The following is a 19,366-nucleotide window of genomic DNA, read 5'->3' as shown; positions in this document are numbered from 1 at the left end:
GGCGCCGCCGCGGCGCGCCGCGGCACCAGCCGGAAGTCGATCTTGCGGTCCTCCAGGCTGGCGCGCAGCACCTGCACGCGCACGTGGTCGCCCAGGCGGAACTGCTCGCCCGTGCGCTCGCCCTTGAGCAGCTTGCGTGCCGGATCGAAGTGATAGTAGTCGTTGGCCAGTTGGCTGATGTGCACCAGGCCGGACACGCGCGACTCCTCGAGCTCGACGAACAGGCCGAACGATGTCACGCCGGTGATCACGCCATCGAACTCGCTGCCGACGTGCTTGGACATCCATGCCGTCTTGAAGCGCTCGTCGACGTCGCGCTCGGCCTCCTCGGCACGCCGCTCGCGCTGCGAGCAGTGCACCGCCATGGCCGCCATCTCGGCCGGGGTATAGGTGTAGTCCTTCGGCTTGCCGCCGGCGAGCGCGTAACGGATCGCCCGATGGACGAGCAGATCCGGATAGCGGCGGATCGGCGAGGTGAAGTGCGCGTAGGCCTCCAGCGACAGGCCGAAATGCCCGCGGTTCTCCGGCTGGTAGGCGGCCAGGCTCTGCGCGCGCAACAGCACCGACTGGATCAGCTCGCGCTCGGGCCGGTCGTGCACCATGCGAAGGACGTCGGCGAAGTCGCCCGGCGTGACCTCTTCCACCGGCGGCATGCGCAGCTTGAATTCGCGCAGGAACTGCTGCAGGTCCTCGTACTTCTCCGCCGGCGGCGGCTCGTGGGCGCGGAACAGCGCGGGGATTTTCTTCTTCGTAAGGAACGTGGCCGCCTGCACGTTGGCGGCGATCATGCATTCCTCGATCAGCTTGTGCGCGTCATTGCGCTCGGTCGCGCCCATCGATTCCACCTCGCCGCGCTGGTCGAGACGGAACTTCACCTCCGGAGTTTCGAAGTCGATCGCGCCGCGGCGCTTGCGTTGCGCGGCCATCGCCTTGTACAGCGTGTGCAGGTGCTCGAGCTGCGGCAGCACGTCGGCCACCTGGCCGCGCGCCTCCGGATCGAGCAGGCCTACCGCCTGCCACACGACGTCGTAGGTCAGCCGCGCGTGCGAGCGCATCACCGCGTCGTAGAACTTCGACTTGACCACTTCACCGTCGGCGTCGACCTGCATGTCGCACACCATGCACAGCCGCTCGACCTTGGGGTTGAGCGAACAGATGCCGTTGGACAGCGTCTCCGGCAGCATCGGCACCACGAAGCCGGGGAAATAGGTGGAGGTGCTGCGCTCGTAGGCTTCGCGGTCGAGCGGGCTGGCGACCTTGACGTAATGCGACACGTCGGCGATCGCCACCACCAGGCGCCAGCCGCCGCCGCGGCGTGGTTCCGCATAGACGGCATCGTCGAAGTCGCGGGCGTCGGCACCGTCGATGGTCACCAGCGGCAGCTTGCGAAGGTCGATGCGCCCCTCGCGCTCGGCGGCGGTCACCTGCGGCTCCACCTGGGCCGCATCGCGCAGCACCTCCGGCGGCCACTCGTGCGGCAGGTCGTGGCTGGCGATGGCCATCTCCACCAGGAGCGAGGGCTGCAGGCGCTCGCCCAGCACCGCGACGATATGGCCCAGCGGCCCGCGGTGCGGCGTCGGCGGATCGGTGATCTCGGCCACCACGATCTGGCCGGCGCGCGCGCCCTGTTCCTGCCCTGGCGGGATCATCACGTCCTGGTGCAGGCGCCGGTCATCGGGCGACACCAGGGTCACGCCGTTCTCCACCACCACCCGGCCGACCAGACGCGGCGAGCGACGCTGCAGCACCTCGGCGATCGCGCCCTGGCGGCGGCCGCGGCGGTCGATGCCGACCACGCTGGCCAGCACGCGGTCACCATGCAGCACCGTGCGCATCTGCTGCGGCGACAGGTACAGGTCGTCACCGCCCTCGTCGGGACGCAGGAAACCATAGCCTTCGGCGTTGGCCAGCACGACGCCCGGAATCAGGTCCAGCTTGCGCACCGGCGCGAAGTCGCCGCGCCGGCCCTGCAGCAGCTGGCCGTCGCGCACCATGGCGCCCAGGCGCTTGCGCAAGGCGCCGATGCCGTATTCGTCGTACAGGCCCAGCGCCTCGGCAATGCGCGCCTCGCTGAGCATCTCGCCGCGTTCGTCCAACAGCGTCAGGATCGCCTCGCGGCTGGGGATGGGCCGCTCGTAGCGCTGCGCTTCGCGCTCGGCGAACGGATCGCGCACGCCCTCCATGTGAGTGGGCGCGGCGGCCGGCGGTGCGCGCCGTGCAGGATTGCGCCCGCGTGGCTTCGGTGCGCGGAGGCCTGCGCCCGTATCCCCGCCCCTGCCGGTGCGGGATGACTTCTTTCTGGTCACGAAATGTCCTTGTGGTAGAGCACCGCGCAGCATGCCGCGCGGTGCGATGAAATTCCTATCAACGAAGTGTTGACAAGCCTGGGGGAGATGCCTACTCTACGCGGCTCGCGCAGTCCGAACGGCTCGCGCGGCACCTGCCCAGGTGGCGGAATTGGTAGACGCACTAGTTTCAGGTACTAGCGGGTAAAACCGTGGAGGTTCGAGTCCTCTCCTGGGCACCAATTGTAGATGAAGCCCGCCGCAAGGCGGGCTTTTTCGTTTCGGCCAGAAGCTTCTCGCGGCAGCGGCAAGACCGCTCACCGGCTGCCGCCACGTCACCCGTGGACGACACGGCGGCGGGTAAGTTGTCCGGATCGTACGCATCCGGAGAAAATCCATGACTCACGCGGCGGAACACATCAGGAACTGGCCGGAGGAGTCGCGCGAGGCGGCCCAGCTCGTCATCGACGCCCATGGCGAGCCCGACGAAGCCACCGACAGCGAGCTGACCTGGTTCGAAGCGGGCCCGTGGAAACGCATGGTCGCCTCGCGGGCGTTCTTCCGGCACGATTTTCCCGCGCCGCACATCGACGCGGTCGAATCGGTCATCGACTACCGCGTACCGCCGGAAAAATTCACCGAGCTGGCGAAATTCGACGGCAGCGTCATCGTGGAGCGCACGGCGGGCGAGGTTTCCGCCCGCTGCCACGACGAGCAGGCCAACTTCCTCGCGCTCAACCTCATGCACGACATCGTCACCGGCGCCAAGAACGCCGACGAGGCACGCGCCTACTACGCCAAGGAGTTCGCCGACTACCGGCGCAAGCAACCCACGCCCTACATGGAGAAGCTGCGCTTCGCGCCGGGCCACGGCACCGGCGACCCGGACAGGCGCCTGCTCTCGGACGAGGACCTGGCACAGGCAAAGAAGGAAGGCCAGCAGCGCGAGCCGTCGTAGCCGGCAGGCTGGCGCACGGGCGCCCCGCGCGCCTCACGGAGTCGGTCCTCCCGCGCGCACCACGGGCGGACCTTTCAGCTCCACCCTGTTGCCCTGCGGGTCGTAGCAGTAGATCGACGGGCCTTCGCCCTGCGCACCGTAGCGCGAGCCGATCTCGCCTACGCGCACGCCGTGCGCGTGCAGGTGCGCCACGATGGCCTCCTCGTCGTAGCCCTCCACGCTCAGGCACAGGTGGTCCATGTTGTGGCCCTCCCTGCCCGGCCCCGCGCCACCCAGGCGGCCGAGCTTGCCCTCCAGCGGCACCAGGTCGATCAGCGACGCGCCCGCGCGCAGCTGCACCAGGCCGATGTCGTCCTGACGGCGCTCCACGCTGCAACCGAGCACGCCGCAATAGAACGTCTGCATGGCGGCCAGATCATGCACACGCAGCACCACGTGGTCGATCTGCTGCAGCCGGAACGGGGGCATCTTGAACTCCTGGGGGAGGGGGTGGTCATCGTACAGGCGCCAGCCAGGCCGGTCCTGCCCAACCATGCCGTCGAGCCGGGTTCGGGGCGTGCGGATCCGCCGGCACCTGTATAATCGGCCCTTCGCACGCGGCGGGAGAAGCGGGGAACAATCCGCTGCCGAAGACGCAACGCCCGTAATCGCTCAGGCCCGATACCGTCGCGTGCAAAAACTCTGGAGAGAGCGGTTGAATCCGCCGCCGAAGGGGCACGAGGCGCATGCGCTTCCAAACTCTCAGGCAAAAGGACAGAGGGGCGCCCCGCGTGCGGCACGCACGCGTTGCCTTTGGACGCCCGCCATGAGCCAGACCCACAACCCCACGCTGCGCGACCTGGAAAACCACGACGCCTTCATCGCGCGCCACATCGGCCCCAACGAGGCCGAAGTCGTGCAGATGCTGCGCACGATCGGCTACGACTCGCTCGAGGCGATGACCGACGCGATCGTTCCGGCCAAGATCAAGTCGCCCGCGCCGCTGGACCTGCCCAGTGCGGTCAGCGAAGTCGAGGCACTGGCCAAGATCCGTGCGATCGCCAACAAGAACCGGGTGTTCCGCAGCTTCATCGGCCAGGGCTACCACGGCACCCACACGCCCAACGTCATCCTGCGCAACATCCTGGAGAACCCGGCCTGGTACACGGCCTACACGCCCTACCAGGCGGAGATCTCGCAGGGCCGCATGGAGGCGCTGATCAACTTCCAGACCATGTGCGCCGACCTGACGGGCATGGAGATCGCCAACGCCTCGCTGCTGGACGAAGGCACCGCGGCGGCCGAGGCGATGACGCTGGCCAAGCGCTCGGGCAAGTCCAAGTCGAACGTGTTCTTCGTTTCCGACCGCGTGCATCCGCAGACGCTCGAGGTGCTCAAGACCCGCGCCGAGGCGATGGGCATCGAACTGCACATCGGCAGCGACCAGGACGCCGCCACGGTCGACAGCTACGGCATCCTGCTGCAGTACCCCGACACCTTCGGCCACATCGGCGACTACAAGGCGCTGGCCGACGCCGTGCACGCGCGCGGCGGCATCGTCTGCGTGGCCACCGACCTGCTCGCGCTCACCCTGATCGCCGCGCCCGGCGACTGGGGCGCGGACATCGTGGTCGGCAACACCCAGCGCTTCGGCGTGCCGTACGGCTTCGGCGGCCCGCACGCGGCCTTCATGGCCTGCCGCGATGCGTACAAGCGCTCGATGCCCGGCCGCCTGATCGGCGTCTCGATCGACACCGAGGGCAAGAAGGCCTATCGCCTGACCCTGCAGACGCGCGAGCAGCACATCCGCCGCGAGAAGGCCACCTCCAACATCTGCACCGCACAGGTGCTGCTGGCGGTGATGGCGAGCATGTATGCCGTCTACCACGGCCCCGAGGGCCTGACCCGCGTCGCCCGCCGCGTGCATCGCCTGGCCGTGATCCTGACCGTCGCGCTGCGCCGGGCCGGGGTAAAGGTCGGCGGCGATTTCTTCGATACGCTGCACGTCACCGGTATCGACGCCGCCGTCGCCCACGCCAAGGCCAGTGCCGCCGGCATCAACCTGCGCGAAGTGGACGCGACCAGCCTGTGCATCAGCCTGGACGAGACCACCACCCGCGCCGACGTCGTCGCGCTGGCGGGCCTGTTCGGCGCCGAGGCCGACATCGATGCGCTGGACGCCGCCGTCCACGACGCGCTGCCCCGCACGCTGCTGCGCCAGAGCGCCTTCCTCACCCACCCGGTGTTCAACTCCCACCACAGCGAGCACGAGCTGCTGCGCTACATGCGCTCACTCGCCGACAAGGACCTGGCGATGGATCGCACGATGATCCCGCTGGGCTCGTGCACCATGAAGCTCAACGCCACCGCGGAGATGATCCCGGTGACCTGGCCCGAGTTCGGCCAGATCCATCCGCTCGCACCCGCCGCGCAGACCCAGGGCTACCAGGAACTGATCGACGGCCTGGAAGCCATGCTGGTCGAGTGCACCGGCTACGACGCGGTCAGCCTGCAGCCCAACTCCGGCGCGCAGGGCGAATACGCCGGCCTGCTGGCGATCCGCGCCTACCACCGCTCGCGCGGCGAAGGCCATCGCGACATCTGCCTGATTCCGGAGTCGGCTCACGGCACCAACCCGGCCTCCGCGCAGATGTGCGGCATGCAGGTGGTGGTGACCAAGTGCGACGCCAACGGCAACGTGGACGTGGAGGACATCCGCCGCAACGCGGAGAAGTACTCCGGCCGCCTGGCCGCGCTGATGATCACCTACCCGTCCACGCACGGCGTGTTCGAGGAGGACATCGTCGCCATCTGCGACATCGTCCACCGGCACGGCGGCCAGGTGTACACCGACGGCGCCAACATGAACGCGCTGGTCGGCGTGGCCAAGCCCGGCAAGTGGGGCTCGGACGTTTCCCACCTCAACCTGCACAAGACCTTCTGCATCCCGCACGGCGGCGGCGGCCCGGGCGTAGGCCCGTGCGCGGTCAAGTCGCATCTCGCCCCATTCCTGCCGAGGAAGCTCGGCGAGGACACGCCGGTGGGCATGGTCTCGGCCGCGAGCTTCGGCAGCGCGAGCATCCTTCCGATCAGCGGGATGTACATCACGCTGATGGGCCGCGAGGGCCTGCGCCGCGCCACCCAGGTCGCGCTGCTCAACGCCAACTACATCGCCAGACGTCTGGCGCCGCACTACGAGACGCTCTACACCGGCCGCAACGGCCTGGTGGCGCACGAGTGCATCCTCGACCTGCGCCCGCTTAAAGAGAGTACCGGGATCAGCGCCGAGGACGTGGCCAAGCGCCTGATCGACTTCGGCTTCCATGCGCCGACCCTGAGCTTCCCGGTGGCGGGCACCTTGATGGTCGAGCCGACCGAGTCCGAGTCGCAGCAGGAGCTCGACCGCTTCATCGACGCGATGATCCAGATCCGCGACGAGATCCGCGCGATCGAGGACGGCCGCCTGGACCGCGAGGACAATCCGCTCAAGCACGCCCCGCACACCGCCACCCAGGTGTCGGCCACCGAGTGGACCCACGCCTACCCGCGCGAGCTGGCGGCCTTCCCGCTGCCCAGCCTCAAGCTGCAGAAGTACTGGTCGCCGGTGGCCCGCGTGGACAACATCTACGGCGACAAGAACGTGTTCTGCAGCTGCGTGCCGATCAACGACTTCAAGGAAGAAATCGAGGCGTTCAGCGAACCGAACGTGTCCTGAGCCAGCTCATCGCGATGACGAAGGCCCCGCATGCGGGGCCTTCTTTTTTGCCGCCAACCAGCCAGTGCGTTGACGGCACTTCGACGCAGGCGCGTCCGCGCCGGGCGAGCGGCCACCGGCACTCCGGTTCCGCCGTGCGCATTTCGCACACACATGCCGCCCGAGAATCCGCCGCTTTGACGGTGGCCGGCGCCACCGGCCATCCGCGGAGCCTTTGATGTTCGCAATGACCGTCCCCCCACCCGCATCGCACGGCACCGTGGCCGTCGTCGCCGGGCCCGCCCGGGGTGCGTCGCTCCCGGTGCTGAGCCATGGCTTCCGCTACAAGGTCGATGGCAACACCTTGCTCGACCCCGCCGACGTACGGGCGGCCCTGGCCGGTGCGGCGACACCCGAGGCAGCGATCGGCGCGCTCAAGCATGCCTATGCCGACAAGGGCTATTTCCTCGTGGCGGTTGCCGCGGGCGTGCAGGGCCAGGACGTCCGGATCGAGGTGACCCAGGGTCGCTTGGCCCATGTGGAAGGGCCCGCTCACCTGGCCGCCTATTTCAACGGTCTGCTGGGCAGGGACACGCTGCGCACCGCACAGGTCGTGCGGCGCGGACTGCTCGCGCAGGCCGATGCGGCGACCAACGGCGAGCAGCCGAAGATCAGCTTCGAACCGGCGGCCGAACGCGGCGGCAGCACGCTGCGCATCGACACCGCCCCGCTCGAGGACAGTCGTACCGCCAGCGGCAGCGTGACCGTCGGCAACCTCGGCAACCGCTACGCCGGCCACGACCTGGTGCAGGTGCAGGGCCAGCTGCAGCACGACGGCTACACGTTGCAGGCCACCCATACGCGCGCACTGACCGGCATCGACCAGGACAGCCGCGGCGGCTACTACGCGGCGACCGGCGCGACCCTCGCCAAGGTCACCCCGGCCGGCTGGTTCCAGCTCGACGGCAACGCCACCCGCTACCGGCTGGGGACAGCCTTCGCGCCGCTGAACCCGGGCGGCACGGTGAAGGTATTCGGCGCCGGCGCCACGCAACTGCTGTACGCCGACGACGCGCGCCGCTGGACACTGGCCGAGGGCCTGCACCGCATCCACGACCGCGAGACGGTGTTCGACGGCGCCTATGCATTGCGCGACCAGCGCTACGACGTATTCGACCTGGGCACGCAAGGTTCCTGGCGCGTGGCTGGACTGGCCGGCCGTTCCGCCACGCTCAGCCTGGGCGGCGGGTTGAAGCTCGGCGGACTGGGCGGCAGCCACGGCTTCAGCGCAGCTCCCGGAAATGCCGACGGGCACTTCAGCATCTACACCGCGCGGGCCGGCGTCGACCAGGCGCTGGGCGGCGGCTACAGCGTGCAGATCGACCTCAGCGCGCAGACCACGCCCGACACGCTGCCGTCCTACGAGCAATGGGTGCTGGGTGGCTGGAACATGCTGGCCGCCTGGTTCCCCGGCACGCTGGTGGGCGATCGCGGCTACCTGGGGCGCGTCACCATGCAGGCACCGGCGTGGTCGCTGGGCGCGCTGAAGCTGCGGCCGGCACTGTTCGCCGAACACGGCGCCGCGCGCTACCACGCGGATCTCGCCGGCCAGGGATGGCAGCGGCTTTCCGATGCCGGCGCCAGCCTGGGCCTGGACCTGCCGGCCCTGGATGCCCACGCGCTAGTCGCCTACGCGCGGCCGCTGGGCAGCTCGCACACGCCGCAGGACCCACGCCGGCGGCAGCGTGCGCATGCGTTTTTCTATTTGCAGTTCGGGTTGTAGCAGGCGATGCACGGGGCGCATTTTTTTGCGCCACATCGAACGCTTTCCGCGGTTTTTTCCAGCGCACGTTTACTCACGAGTCCGCCACGCGGGCGTGCGTAGCCTGCCGCCCGCACGACCGCCTCTCCCCACCCAACACCATTCTCGAGGGTTCCGTCCATGTACAGGATCAGGGGCTGTAACGCGGCCGCACTGGCCGCTGCGATCACGCTCTCTCTGGCTTGCGCGCCCGTCCGTGCCGACGTGAGCCTCCGGCAGATGCCCGGCAAAGGCACCATCGTCAGCGGCCACGTATCGGCCGGAGTCGCCGGCGCGGGCACGCAGACGATCGTCATCGGCAATGCCAGCGATACCGGCGGGGCGAACGCGGTGATCAACTGGGGCTCGGGCACCGACATCAACCCGACCCGCCCGGCCGGCTTCAACCTGGGTCCGAATTCGCACCTGGCCTTCAACGACGGCACCGGCGGCTACGGCGCCGCCGTGCTCAACATCGACAGCAGCGGCAGCCCCTCGCAGCTCTACGGCCAGCTGGTCGGCAACGGCACCAGCATCTTCGTGGCCAATTCGAACGGCATCATCGTCGGCGCCGGCGCCAGGATCTCTTCCACCGCCGGCGTGGGCCTGATCGGCAACACCACGCTCGCAGGGACCGGCAGCGATTTCGGCGGCACCGCCAGTTCCATCGCCTACACCGGCACCGGCGGCGACGTCACCGTCGCCAGGGGCGCCACCATCAGCGGCACCAGCGTGCTGATCGCCGGCGGCGGCAACGTCAACGTGGATCTGAGCGCCTTCACCGGCCCGAGCGGCAGCACCAGCCTCAGCGCGGGCCTGGCGTCGGCCAACGCCGGCGCGGGCGGCGCGAACAATACGAGCGCTTCGCTGACCACCGCTGGCGCCCTGCCCTCCGGCCGCAGCCTCGGCGGCTTCGGCTCGGGCGGCACGGCGCTCAACACTGGCACGCTGGCACTGGGCGACTACAGCGTGGCCGGCCTGTTCACCAACCAGGGGACGCTGACCATTCCGACCACCAACGGCGCGATGTGGAACCAGGGCACGCTGACCAGCACGGTGGGCACCACGTTCACCTCGCTGACCAACGACGGCACCTTCAACACCCTGCACGGCATCACCGTGCAGGGCGGCGGCAACCTGGTCAACAACGGCACCATTACCGGCGCCCAGCTGATCAACGTGATCGACGGCAGCATCAACAACACCGGCAGCATCACCGGCGTGGTGGGCCTGAGCACCGCCTCGGACAGCAACTGGCAACCGGGCGCGTACTACTCGATCACCAACAGCGGCACCCTCACCAGCTATGGCCAGCTGACCATCGACGCCAACCGCGCCAGCCACTACGGCGGCAGCGCCAACACCTCCACCGGCAGCCTGCTCAACACCGGCACGCTGCAACTAGCGCAAGGCTCCAAGCTGCAGGTCAAGGCGTGGCAGGACATGTACCTCGGCGGCAAGGTGCAGACCGGCTACGGCACCAACGCGGCGGACCTCACGCCCACCAACACCATCGGCCAGCTGGTGAGTTCCTCCAGCGGCTACAACGCCACCGACGACACCCCGACCTTCTGGACCGATGGCGTGCTGACCCTGGCCACGCCGCTGTACGTGACCGGCGCGATCGTGCACGGCCGCCAGGTGAAGATCCTCAGCAACCTGATGAGCGTGGCCAGCACCGGCGCGCAGTCGGGCAACATCACCATCGCCGCCGGCAGCGAGATGGCCAACGACTATGCGGTGACCGTCGGCAGCGGCGCCACCGTCTCGGCGCACCTGGTCAGCATCAAGGGGCCGACCTATACCGTCCTGCCCACCGACGGCCGCGTAGTCGATCCCAATGTGTTGCTCAACGGCACGCTTTCGGCCGGCTGGATCTTCCTGGGCGATTCGAGCCAGCCGCTCAGCAGCGTCTACAACGGAGCGGGCGGCAACCTCAACTTCACCGGTACCGACCCGCGGCTGACCGTCGCCTTCACCGGCACCGTGGGCGCCTTGCCCTCGCCCGGCACCGACTTCCGCTACGCCTACCTGCCGGCCCGCTCCGTGCGGGCGCCGCTGCAGCTTTCGCTCAAGCCGGTGACCTACAACAAGGCCGCCGGCTCGGTGAACCTGCTGGTGAACGGCAGCGTCCTGCTGGTGCCCCCGGGCTACACCCGGTCGCCGGCCATCTACGGCAACGGGTCGGCCGCCGTTTCCTCCGGCCTGCCCAACACACACCTGGTGCTGCAGGCGTCGGGCAACATCGCCACCGGCACGGGCAATTTCTACTGGCCCGGCTACGTCTACCTGGGCACGGTGAACAAAAACGCCGACGGCACGGCCGCGCCGGCGACGCTGGGCAACGGCACCATCACGCTCGGCGGCAACTTCAGCAACGTGCTGCCGGGCAGCACGGCGAGCGACGGCGGCATGGAGTTCATCACCGCCAACCCGCTCAACCTGGGCAGCTACACGGTCACTACCAACGCCAACAGCCCGATCAGCTTCGGCACCAGCGCGCTGACCCAGCAATACGCCAGCGGCGCGCTCGGCGCAGGCGCCTTCTTCGGCGGAAAGCAGAGCGGAAGCAATGTGATCTACGCCGCGCTCGATCCGTCCATGTTCCAGACCGACACGCCGCCGGCGGCGAACTAGGCGCTCGTCTGCGATGCCGGCCGTCAGACGCGGCCGGCATCGCCCTCCAGGAAACGGTAGCCGACGCCCGGCTCGGTCTTCAGCCAGCGCGGTGCGGCCGGGTCGTCCCCGAGCTTCTGGCGCAGCTTGGCGACCACGATCCGCAGGTAATGCGTGTCCTGCACATGAGTCGCGCCCCAGATGTCGCGAAGCAGCTGCTGCTGGCTGACCACGCGCCCGGCATGCCGCAGCAGCAAGGCCAGCACGGCGTACTCCTTGCGGGTCAACGGAACCGTCCGTCCGTCGAGGCTGACCTCGCGGCTCAGCAGGTCGACCGCCAGCCGGCCATCGTCGTAGCGCGGGCCACTGTCGGTAAAGGCAGCGGCCCGCGCGCGCAGCAGGGCACGCAGCCGGGCCATCAGTTCCTGGATGCCGAACGGCTTGGTCATGTAGTCGTTCGCGCCGGCATCGAGCGCACGGACCTTCTCGCGCTCCGCCTCGCGCACGGAAAGCATGAGCACGGGCACCGGGCTCCACCGACGCAGCTCGACGAGCACCTCGTGGCCTTCGCGGTCGGGCAGGCCCAGGTCCAGTATCACCACGTCGGGCGAGTGCGTCGACGCCAACGCCAGGCCCTCGGCCGCGGTGGCCGCCAGCGCCACCCGGTAGCCCTCGGCACGCAGGCCGATGTCGAGGAAACGGCGGATCTGCACTTCGTCGTCGATGACCAGCACGCGCGGCGCATTGCTCATGGGACGGTGTCGGGCGCAGGGGGCAGCGGCAGGGTGACGCGGATGGTCGTGCCTGCGCCGCCGCCTGGCAAGGCCTCCACGCTGCCGCCGTGGGCGCCGACCATGCCGCGGCAGATCGCCAGCCCCAGTCCGGTGCCCTGCGGCGCACGGTCGCCGCGCGCGACCGAGTAGAACATATCGAAAATACGGGCGCGCTCCTCCTCGGGAATGCCCGGCCCCAGGTCGGCCACGTCGATCAGCAATCGCTCTCCTTCCCCACGCACGGCCACTCGCACCGGCGCTTCCGGCGGCGAGAAGCGCGCAGCATTCTCCAGGATGTTGAACAGCGCCTGCTCGATCAGCGCCGGATGCGCGAACAGCAGCACGGCCTCCGCAGGCGCGTCGATCTCCACGCGCACGGCAGGGAACAGCTTGCGCAGGCGGCCGACCGCCGAGGCGACGACCTCCCCTGCGTCCATCCAGTCGCGGTTGAGCTTGAGCGTGCCGTAGCCCAGGCGGGTCATGTCCAGCAGGTTCTGGATGTAGCGGTCCAGGCGCTGGCCCTCGGCGAGAATCGCCTCCAGCAGCTGGTGCCGCTCCTCGCGCGGCAGTTGTTCCTCATAGCTGGCGAGCGTGCCGGCCGCGCCGATCATGGAGGCCAGCGGCGAGCGCAGGTCGTGCGATACGGAGGACAGCAAGGCGCTGCGCAATCGCTCGGTCTCGCCCTGCACTCGGGCGCTTTCCAGCGCCTCGGCCAGCCGCGCGCGTTCGAGGGCAAAGCCGATGTCCTGCGCCATGGCAAGGGCCAGGCTTCGCCGGTCGGGATCGGGCTCGCCGGCGCCTTCGTCGAAGCGCAGGGCAGCCACGCCCAGCGGTTTGTCTTCGCCGCCCAGCGGCAGCATCCAGCAGTTGGCCGTGTTGATCGTGTCGGTGCAACGCCCGGCCGGCTTGGCGTGTCGCTCGCTCCAGTCGGCCGCCGCCAGGTCCTGCTGGGACAGCGACAGCCCCGCCGGCGACGACGCGGCCAGTTCGAGCAGTTGGTCCTGGCCTCGGGCAAGGATGGCGGCGCGCGCATCCAGCGCCTGCGCCAGCGCCTGCGCGCCCACCTGACGCACGGCCTGCGCGTCGGTGCTGGTCGCCAGCCGATGGCCCAGGTCCAGCAAGGCCCGCGATCGCACCTGCGCTGCGCGCAGCGATTCGACCTGGCTGGCCAGCCGCGTCGCGAGCCGCCCGCATACCAGTGCGGCGGCGAGGAACAGCACCACGGCCAGCAGGTCGTCGGCGTTCGCCACGGCCAGCGTGTAGCGCGGCGGGGTGAAGAAGAAGTTGTAGCCAAGAAAGCACAGGATGGCCGTATAGATGGCCACCGCCATGCGCGTACGCACCGCCACCATCAGTACCGTGGTGAGGAAGACCAGCGACAGGTTGGCGACCGAAAGGAAGCGCTCGCCCACGAACGCCAGCCCGAAGGCCGCCAGCGTTGCCAGCGTGGCGAACGCGTACTGGTGGCGACCGCCCCAGCTGCCGGAAGCGAGCCACCGGCGCGAGCGCGACCGCTCCATCGGCGTGGCGACGATGGCGAGCTCGAGGTGCGCGCCGCGGCGGAGCAGCTGCTGGGTCAGCGACCGCCCGGCCATGCGTGCAAGCGGCCGCTCGCGGGTGCGTCCGAGGATGATCTGCCCGACGCCTTCGCGGTCGGCATGGGCCAGCAGCTCGTCGGCCACCGCATGGCCGCGCAGCATCACGGTATCGCCGCCCAGGCGTCGGGCCAGGCGCATGGCCGCCTCCACGCGCTCGCGCCGCGCAAGGTCTCCCGCACCGCCCGTGTCGACGTGGGCCACGCCCCACGGCGCACCGCGACGCTCGGCGATGCGGCGCGCCACGCGCACCAGGTACTCGCTCTGTGCGTGGCCGTCGATCGCGGCCAGCACGCGGCGGCGCACCGGCATGGCGCTGCCGCGCGAGCGCATGTGCTCGCGCAGGTTGTTTTCCACGTGAATGGCGACCGTTTCCACCGCCAGCTCGCGCAGCGCCGCCAGGCTGCCGGGCGAGAAAAAGGCATCCAGCGAGGCGGCGAGGGTTTCCGGCACGTGGACCTTGCCCTGGCGCAGCCGCCCGATGATTTCGCGCGGCGGAAGGTCGACGAGCACGATGTCGCGGGCGCAGTCCAGGAAGGCATCCGGCACCGTCTCGTGCACGGTGATGCCGGTGATGCGTCGTACCTGGTCGTTGAGGCTCTCCAGTTCCTGCACGTCGAGGGCCGTGTAGACCTCGATGCCTGCGTCGAGCAGCTCGGCGACGTCCTGCCAGCGCCGCTGGTGGCGGCTTCCCGGCAGGTTCGTGTGCGCCAGTTCGTCCACCAGCAGCACGCCGGGCCTGCGCGCCAGCGCCGCATCCAGGTCGAACTCCGCGTAGCCGCGGTCGCGGCAGCGCGCCGTGCGTTGCGGCAACACCTCCATGCCGTCCATCAGCGCCGAGGTCTCAGCGCATCCATGCGTCTGCGCCAAACCGACCACGACATCGACGCCCTGCCGCATGAGCTCGCGTGCGGCCGAGAGCATGCCGTAAGTCTTGCCCACGCCGGGAGCGGCGCCGAGGAACACCTTGAGCCGGCGATGAGGGGTTTCCGGCATTGCGCCAGGGAACGCGCCCACGTGCGCCTGGCGCGGGTCGATCAGCGATGGATCAGCCATGCCGCTGCCGCCGGTGGAGGGACCTGCCTACGTTAGCGCGCCTCAAGGACATCGGCACATGGCTTCGTCGAGCTAGATCTCGACCTGCGCGCCGAGTTCGATCAGGCGGTTGCCCGGGATGCGGAAGAACGCGGTGGCGGGCAGCGTGTTGCGCGCCATGAAGGCGAACAGCTTGTCGCGCCAGGACGCCATGCCGGGCCGCTGCGCGGCGACGATGGTCTCCCGCGAGATGAAGAACGTCGTGTCCATCATGTCGAACGAAGGGCCGCCATGGCCGGCGCAGTAGGTCATGGCCCTGGGAACGTCGGGGTCTTCGGCGAAGCCGAAGCGGAACAGCAGGCGGCCGAAGCCGCCATCGAGCGCCTGCCATTCGAAGCGCTCCCCGGCCTCGGCCACGGGCGTGTCGAGCGTCTCGACCGTCAGCAGCACGTTGCGCTGGTGCAGCACCTTGTTGTGCTTGAGGTTGTGCAGCAGCGCATGCGGAACCGCATCGGGATTGGCGGTCAGGAAAACCGCCGTGCCCTGCACTCGCACCGGCGGGTACTCGGCCATGCTGCGGATGAACGGCGCGAGGGCCAGGCCGCCGTGCTTGAGTTCCAGCACCACCAGTTCGCGGCCGCGGCGCCAGGTGGTCATGGCCACGAAGATGCTCAGGCCGAGGATCAGCGGGAACCAGCCGCCGGACTCGATCTTGATGATGTTCGCGCTGAAGAAGGCCACGTCCACCGTCAGCAGGCCCAGGCCCGTGGCGAGCACTGCAGCCAGGCTCCAGCGCCACAGGTAGCGGGCCACGATCAGCGCGAGCAAGGTGGTGATCACCATCGTGCCCGTGACCGCGATGCCGTAGGCCGACGCCAGGTTGTCCGACGAGCGGAAGCCGATCACCGCCGCCAGGATCAACACCAGCAGGATGCGGTTGATCCAGGGCACGAAGATCTGCCCGGACATCTCGCGCGAGGTATGCACCACGCGCATGCGCGGCACATAGCCCAGCTGCATGGCCTCGCGCGTCATCGAGAACGCGCCGGAGATCACCGCCTGCGAGGCGATCACCGCCGCTGCGGTCGCCAGCGCGATCATCGGGTACAGCACGGCGCGGGGCACCAGGAGATAGAAGGGATTGGCGGCGGCGGCCGGGTCCTGCAGGAGCAGTGCACCTTGGCCGAAATAATTGAGCAGCAGCGCCGGCAGCACGAAGAAGAACCAGGCCACGCGGATCGGCCGGCGCCCGAAATGCCCCATGTCCGCGTACAGCGCCTCGGTGCCGGTCACCGCCAGCACCACCGCGCCCAGCGCGAAGAACGCCTCGATGTGGTTGCGCAGGAAGAAGGAGACGCCGTAGCTGGGGCTGAGCGCCCACAGCACGCCGGGATGGCGGGCTATGCCGTAGACACCCACCGCCGCGATGGCCACGAACCACACCGCACAGACCGGCCCGAACACGGCGCCGATGCGGTGGCTGCCATGCCGCTGAAGCCAGGCCAGCCCCACGATCACCACCAGCACGATCGGCACCACCCACTTGGCCAGCGGCGGCGCGGCCACCTCCAAGCCCTCCACCGCGCCCAGCACGGTCACCGCCGGCGTGATCACGCCATCGCCGTAAAACAGCGCGGCGCCGAAGATCGCCAGCAGCGTGATCAGCAGGCGCACGCGCGGCAGCTCGCGAACGCTGCGCTGGGCCAGCGCCATCAGCGCCATGATGCCGCCTTCGCCCTTGTTGTCCGCGCGCATGATGAAGAGCACGTACTTCACCGACACGACGATGACGAGCGACCAGAAGATCAGGCTCAGCGCACCCAGCACGTTCTGCGGCGTAGGCCCGATGCCCTGCTCGCCGAACACGGCCTTGAAGGTGTAGAGCGGGCTCGTGCCGATGTCGCCGTAGACCACGCCCACGGCGCCCAGGGCCAGGGCCGCCAGGCGCTGCTTGGAATCGGAAGTATTCATGCCGGGCTCAGCAGCGTCCGCGCGCGATCGGGCGCGGCAAGGCGGCTAGGCCGGCGACCGGAAAAGGAGGAACCGGGAAAGGGCTGCGCATGGGAGTGAGGAACGCGAACATGGAGCGACCATTTTATTGCGCAGATCGCGTGCGCATCGTCCGTGCGGCCGACGGCAGCGTAAATTCTGCGTAAAAGTTCGCGGCGCGCAAGAAATCGCGCAGGCCCACGGCAGTGCGCTCGGCGTCGCGCTGGCCATGCTCTCGGTCACTCGAACAGGGTCTGTGCAGGCCGGCTTGCCCAAGGGTGCCGGCACGCGTCGCACCTAACTGCCGTGGGGCTTCAGCCGGGCACTGAGGGCGGGCAGCCGTCCGGTGCGTGCCAGCAGGCGATACTTGCGTCCGGTCGAGCAGCCTGGTGGTCCGCTTCGAACATCGGCGGCACGCCACCCTTGGCCGCGATGCCGGTGGTCCTGGCCCGGTCCGGCGCGACCAGCGCGATGGCCAGGCCTAGCGGCACGCCCGGCGCCAGGCAGCGGTGCGAAGAGGAGAAATCGTCACGGTGCATCGCGGCTCCTGGCGATAATCGGGGCCGGCGGGCATGCCGGCAGTGAGGCGACAGGCATGCGGAAGGCGCTACCGGCTACCGCTCGTCGGCGCTCCGGGCGGCGGATCGAACCCTCCGCCCTGTCCGTCGGCACCGTGGCCCTTGGTCGAGCCCACGCCGCTCTCGCGGCGCTTGCGTTCCTCGACGTGCTGCGCGCGGTCCAGGCCAACGCCGCCGGTCTGATAGGTCGGCCCATTGCGCGGCTCCGGCAGGATGGCTTCCGGATCCTCGGATTCGCCCGGCGTGTTACGCCTGGCGCCGAAGCCATGGTGCGGCCGCATCTGGCCGGTGCCGCTTGCGCCGCCGGTGCCGCCCGCGGGCTCGATGGCTCTTCGGCCTTCGCCTTCGACTTGCACCTGCCCGGCGCGCTTGCCGATGGCGTCCTGCAGGTTGGCGTTGGTGCGCCCGCGCGGATCATCGATGCTGCCCATGGGGTTCTCCCAATTCCGTTTCGCTGCGCAGGATCCTGCCGCAGCGAAGGTCAGCGGCGCGTGCAGTGCCGATTCGCGGCGCGTTAGATCGGCGCCTCGTACACATGCGCCGGCGCAAGCTCGGGCAACGGTTGTCCCTGCCGGAACCACGACGCGATGCGAGTACAAGCCTTTCTGCTTTCGCCCCACGACTGGGTGCCCAACCATCCGCGGTTGCCCGTGTTGCTCTACCGCCAGGCGCTTGCCGATACGGGCGAGGACACCACGGTGACTTTCGAACTGCGCTTCCGCCTCAACGGCTGGCCGCCGCAATGGCGCGCCGGCGTTTACGACTTCCATCATTACCACTCCACCGCCCACGAGGTGCTCGGCGTGGCAAAGGGAGCGGCGCGCCTGATGCTGGGCGGGCCAGGCGGCCGCGAGGTGGAAGTCAAGGCGGGCGACGCGGCGGTGCTGCCGGCAGGCACCGGCCATCGCAGCCTGGAATCGAGCAACGACTTCCTGGTGGTGGGCGCCTATCCGCCCGGGCAGAAGTGGGACATCTGCCGCGACGCGCCGGATGCCCAGATGCTCAGGCGCATCGACCAACTGCCGTTCCCGCGCTGCGATCCGGTCGCGGGCGAGCACGGTCCGCTGACCACGCGATGGAGCCCACCGTAGCCGTATCGCCACCGGCCGCATCGCCACGGCCGGGAACGCCTTGTTTCCTCCTCGCGCGGCCTGAGCCTTTTGCTAGCGACTGCTAGACGGCGGCCTCACGGTCGACGGGCCACCATCGCGACAAGCGAGTGGCGAGGCATCGTCCCGGCCACTCGTCCCTGCCGCGTGCCACCTCATTCCGCGACTGACAGCCAGACCGAGAACGTCCCCATGCCAAACGCACTGAAACTGCGCTGCAACCAGTTGGAGCGCTCCATGCGCAGCCTCCATGACGAATGCGAACGCCTGATGCGCGAGAACGCCGTCCTGCGCGAACGCATGCAGGCTCATGCCAGCGGCCGGGCAACGCAGCGCATCGACGACGTAACCCGCATCGCGGCCGCCCCGGAGCACGATGCCGATCCATACGTCATCCGCGCCGCATCGATGCGGATGTACTGATGTACTGAAGAGGACCAAGCCGCCGGCGCTTCCGCTCCGGCTAGCGCCAGCCGGCATCGCGCGCAGCGCGTTCCTGCCGGGCGTCGAAGACATCGCCGCGCAGGCGCGCGTCGACCGCCGCCTGGACCTCGGGCGGCAGGGCACTGGCGGCCTGGCGCAATTCACTCCTTTCCGGCTCCGCCGCCGGACCGAGCACCGGCAGCGACCAGCCCGCGCCGCCATGGCAGGCAAGCCCTGCCCGTGCCGGACGGGTGCGCAGGACGAAGGTGCGGCAGACGTGCCCGTCGGTGCTGCGGAAACTCAGGCCGATGGCGACCTCGGCATGCGCGTCCGGCTCGCTCGCCAAGGCGCGGTCGAGCGCGTGCTCGAGTGCACCCGCCGCGATCGCCTGGCCGCCCTGCATGCGCACCAGATCGCCGCCGGGTTGCCACCACCACAACGCCACCGCAACCAGCGCCACCGATGCGGCCAGCGCGGCGCCCGGCATCAGCCAGCGGCGCGGCACCCGGCGGCGCGCGGCGCCGGCGCGGT

The 19,366-nt window shown here is 69.4% G+C and carries 14 protein-coding genes, 1 tRNA gene and 1 riboswitch; of the genes, 7 read left to right on the top strand and 8 right to left on the bottom strand.

Annotated features, from left to right (window positions below; genetic code table 11):
• Positions 1–2,174: ribonuclease R (rnr, locus tag HOQ08_RS03535; RefSeq protein WP_291191701.1), on the bottom strand; the 2,174-nt coding region annotated here is incomplete at its 3' end.
• A gap of 268 nt (positions 2,175–2,442) precedes the next feature.
• Between rnr and HOQ08_RS03530 the strand changes: the two genes are divergently transcribed.
• Both HOQ08_RS03530 and HOQ08_RS03525 read left to right on the top strand, forming a co-directional pair.
• A tRNA-Leu gene (locus HOQ08_RS03530) sits at positions 2,443–2,527 on the top strand.
• A 155-nt stretch (positions 2,528–2,682) separates the two neighbouring features.
• The gene (locus tag HOQ08_RS03525; protein WP_291191698.1) at positions 2,683–3,243 is read left to right on the top strand and encodes a hypothetical protein; all 561 of its coding nucleotides are present in this window, start codon (positions 2,683–2,685) and stop codon (positions 3,241–3,243) included.
• A 33-nt stretch (positions 3,244–3,276) separates the two neighbouring features.
• On the opposite strand, the gene HOQ08_RS03520 is transcribed toward HOQ08_RS03525, so the two are convergent.
• Positions 3,277–3,711 carry a VOC family protein gene (locus HOQ08_RS03520; RefSeq protein ID WP_291191695.1) on the bottom strand — a complete coding sequence of 145 codons (435 nt, stop codon included), beginning with the start codon at positions 3,709–3,711 and terminating at the stop codon, positions 3,277–3,279.
• 203 nt (positions 3,712–3,914) lie between these two features.
• Positions 3,915–4,010, top strand: a riboswitch (glycine riboswitch).
• 38 nt (positions 4,011–4,048) lie between these two features.
• On the opposite strand from HOQ08_RS03520, the gene gcvP reads away from it, so the two are divergent.
• The 3 genes from gcvP to HOQ08_RS03505 all read left to right on the top strand — a co-directional run bounded on the left by gcvP (position 4,049) and on the right by HOQ08_RS03505 (position 11,354).
• A complete protein-coding gene (gene gcvP, locus HOQ08_RS03515) occupies positions 4,049–6,937 on the top strand; it encodes an aminomethyl-transferring glycine dehydrogenase (protein ID WP_291191691.1) in 2,889 nt (962 codons plus the stop codon).
• A 226-nt stretch (positions 6,938–7,163) separates the two neighbouring features.
• Positions 7,164–8,699: a ShlB/FhaC/HecB family hemolysin secretion/activation protein gene (locus tag HOQ08_RS03510; RefSeq protein ID WP_291191688.1), complete on the top strand. Its 1,536-nt coding sequence runs from the start codon at positions 7,164–7,166 to the stop codon at positions 8,697–8,699.
• A 258-nt stretch (positions 8,700–8,957) separates the two neighbouring features.
• On the top strand, positions 8,958–11,354 hold the full coding sequence (locus HOQ08_RS03505) for a hypothetical protein (RefSeq protein WP_291191685.1): 2,397 nt from the start codon (positions 8,958–8,960) through the stop codon (positions 11,352–11,354).
• A 23-nt stretch (positions 11,355–11,377) separates the two neighbouring features.
• On the opposite strand, the gene HOQ08_RS03500 is transcribed toward HOQ08_RS03505, so the two are convergent.
• From HOQ08_RS03500 to HOQ08_RS03480, 5 genes are all read right to left on the bottom strand, one after another.
• A complete protein-coding gene (locus HOQ08_RS03500; protein WP_291191682.1) occupies positions 11,378–12,085 on the bottom strand; it encodes a response regulator in 708 nt (235 codons plus the stop codon).
• The gene (locus tag HOQ08_RS03495; RefSeq protein ID WP_291191679.1) at positions 12,082–14,757 is read right to left on the bottom strand and encodes a sensor histidine kinase KdpD; all 2,676 of its coding nucleotides are present in this window, start codon (positions 14,755–14,757) and stop codon (positions 12,082–12,084) included. Before HOQ08_RS03495 ends, HOQ08_RS03500 begins: the two co-directional genes overlap by 4 nt.
• 72 nt (positions 14,758–14,829) lie before the next feature.
• Positions 14,830–16,707: a potassium transporter Kup gene (locus tag HOQ08_RS03490; RefSeq protein WP_291191676.1), complete on the bottom strand. Its 1,878-nt coding sequence runs from the start codon at positions 16,705–16,707 to the stop codon at positions 14,830–14,832.
• Between the two features lie 332 nt (positions 16,708–17,039).
• Complete coding sequence (locus tag HOQ08_RS03485) at positions 17,040–17,264, bottom strand: hypothetical protein (RefSeq protein WP_291191673.1); 225 nt, start codon at positions 17,262–17,264, stop codon at positions 17,040–17,042.
• A 68-nt stretch (positions 17,265–17,332) separates the two neighbouring features.
• Positions 17,333–17,734 (bottom strand): hypothetical protein, encoded by a 402-nt coding sequence (locus tag HOQ08_RS03480; RefSeq protein ID WP_291191670.1) that lies wholly within the window; start codon positions 17,732–17,734, stop codon positions 17,333–17,335.
• 156 nt (positions 17,735–17,890) lie between these two features.
• Between HOQ08_RS03480 and HOQ08_RS03475 the strand changes: the two genes are divergently transcribed.
• On the top strand, positions 17,891–18,394 hold the full coding sequence (locus HOQ08_RS03475; RefSeq protein ID WP_291191667.1) for a cupin domain-containing protein: 504 nt from the start codon (positions 17,891–17,893) through the stop codon (positions 18,392–18,394).
• A 255-nt stretch (positions 18,395–18,649) separates the two neighbouring features.
• Complete coding sequence (locus tag HOQ08_RS03470; RefSeq protein ID WP_291191665.1) at positions 18,650–18,835, top strand: hypothetical protein; 186 nt, start codon at positions 18,650–18,652, stop codon at positions 18,833–18,835.
• A gap of 40 nt (positions 18,836–18,875) precedes the next feature.
• Here the strand turns inward: HOQ08_RS03470 and HOQ08_RS03465 are convergent.
• Positions 18,876–19,366 (bottom strand): hypothetical protein (locus tag HOQ08_RS03465; protein WP_291191662.1); only part of this gene is annotated, 491 nt, incomplete at its 5' end.

Source organism: Frateuria sp., from assembly GCF_013362045.1.
In the GTDB taxonomy this organism is placed as follows: domain Bacteria; phylum Pseudomonadota; class Gammaproteobacteria; order Xanthomonadales; family Rhodanobacteraceae; genus Frateuria_A.
This window is presented reverse-complemented; position numbering and strand designations above follow the sequence as displayed.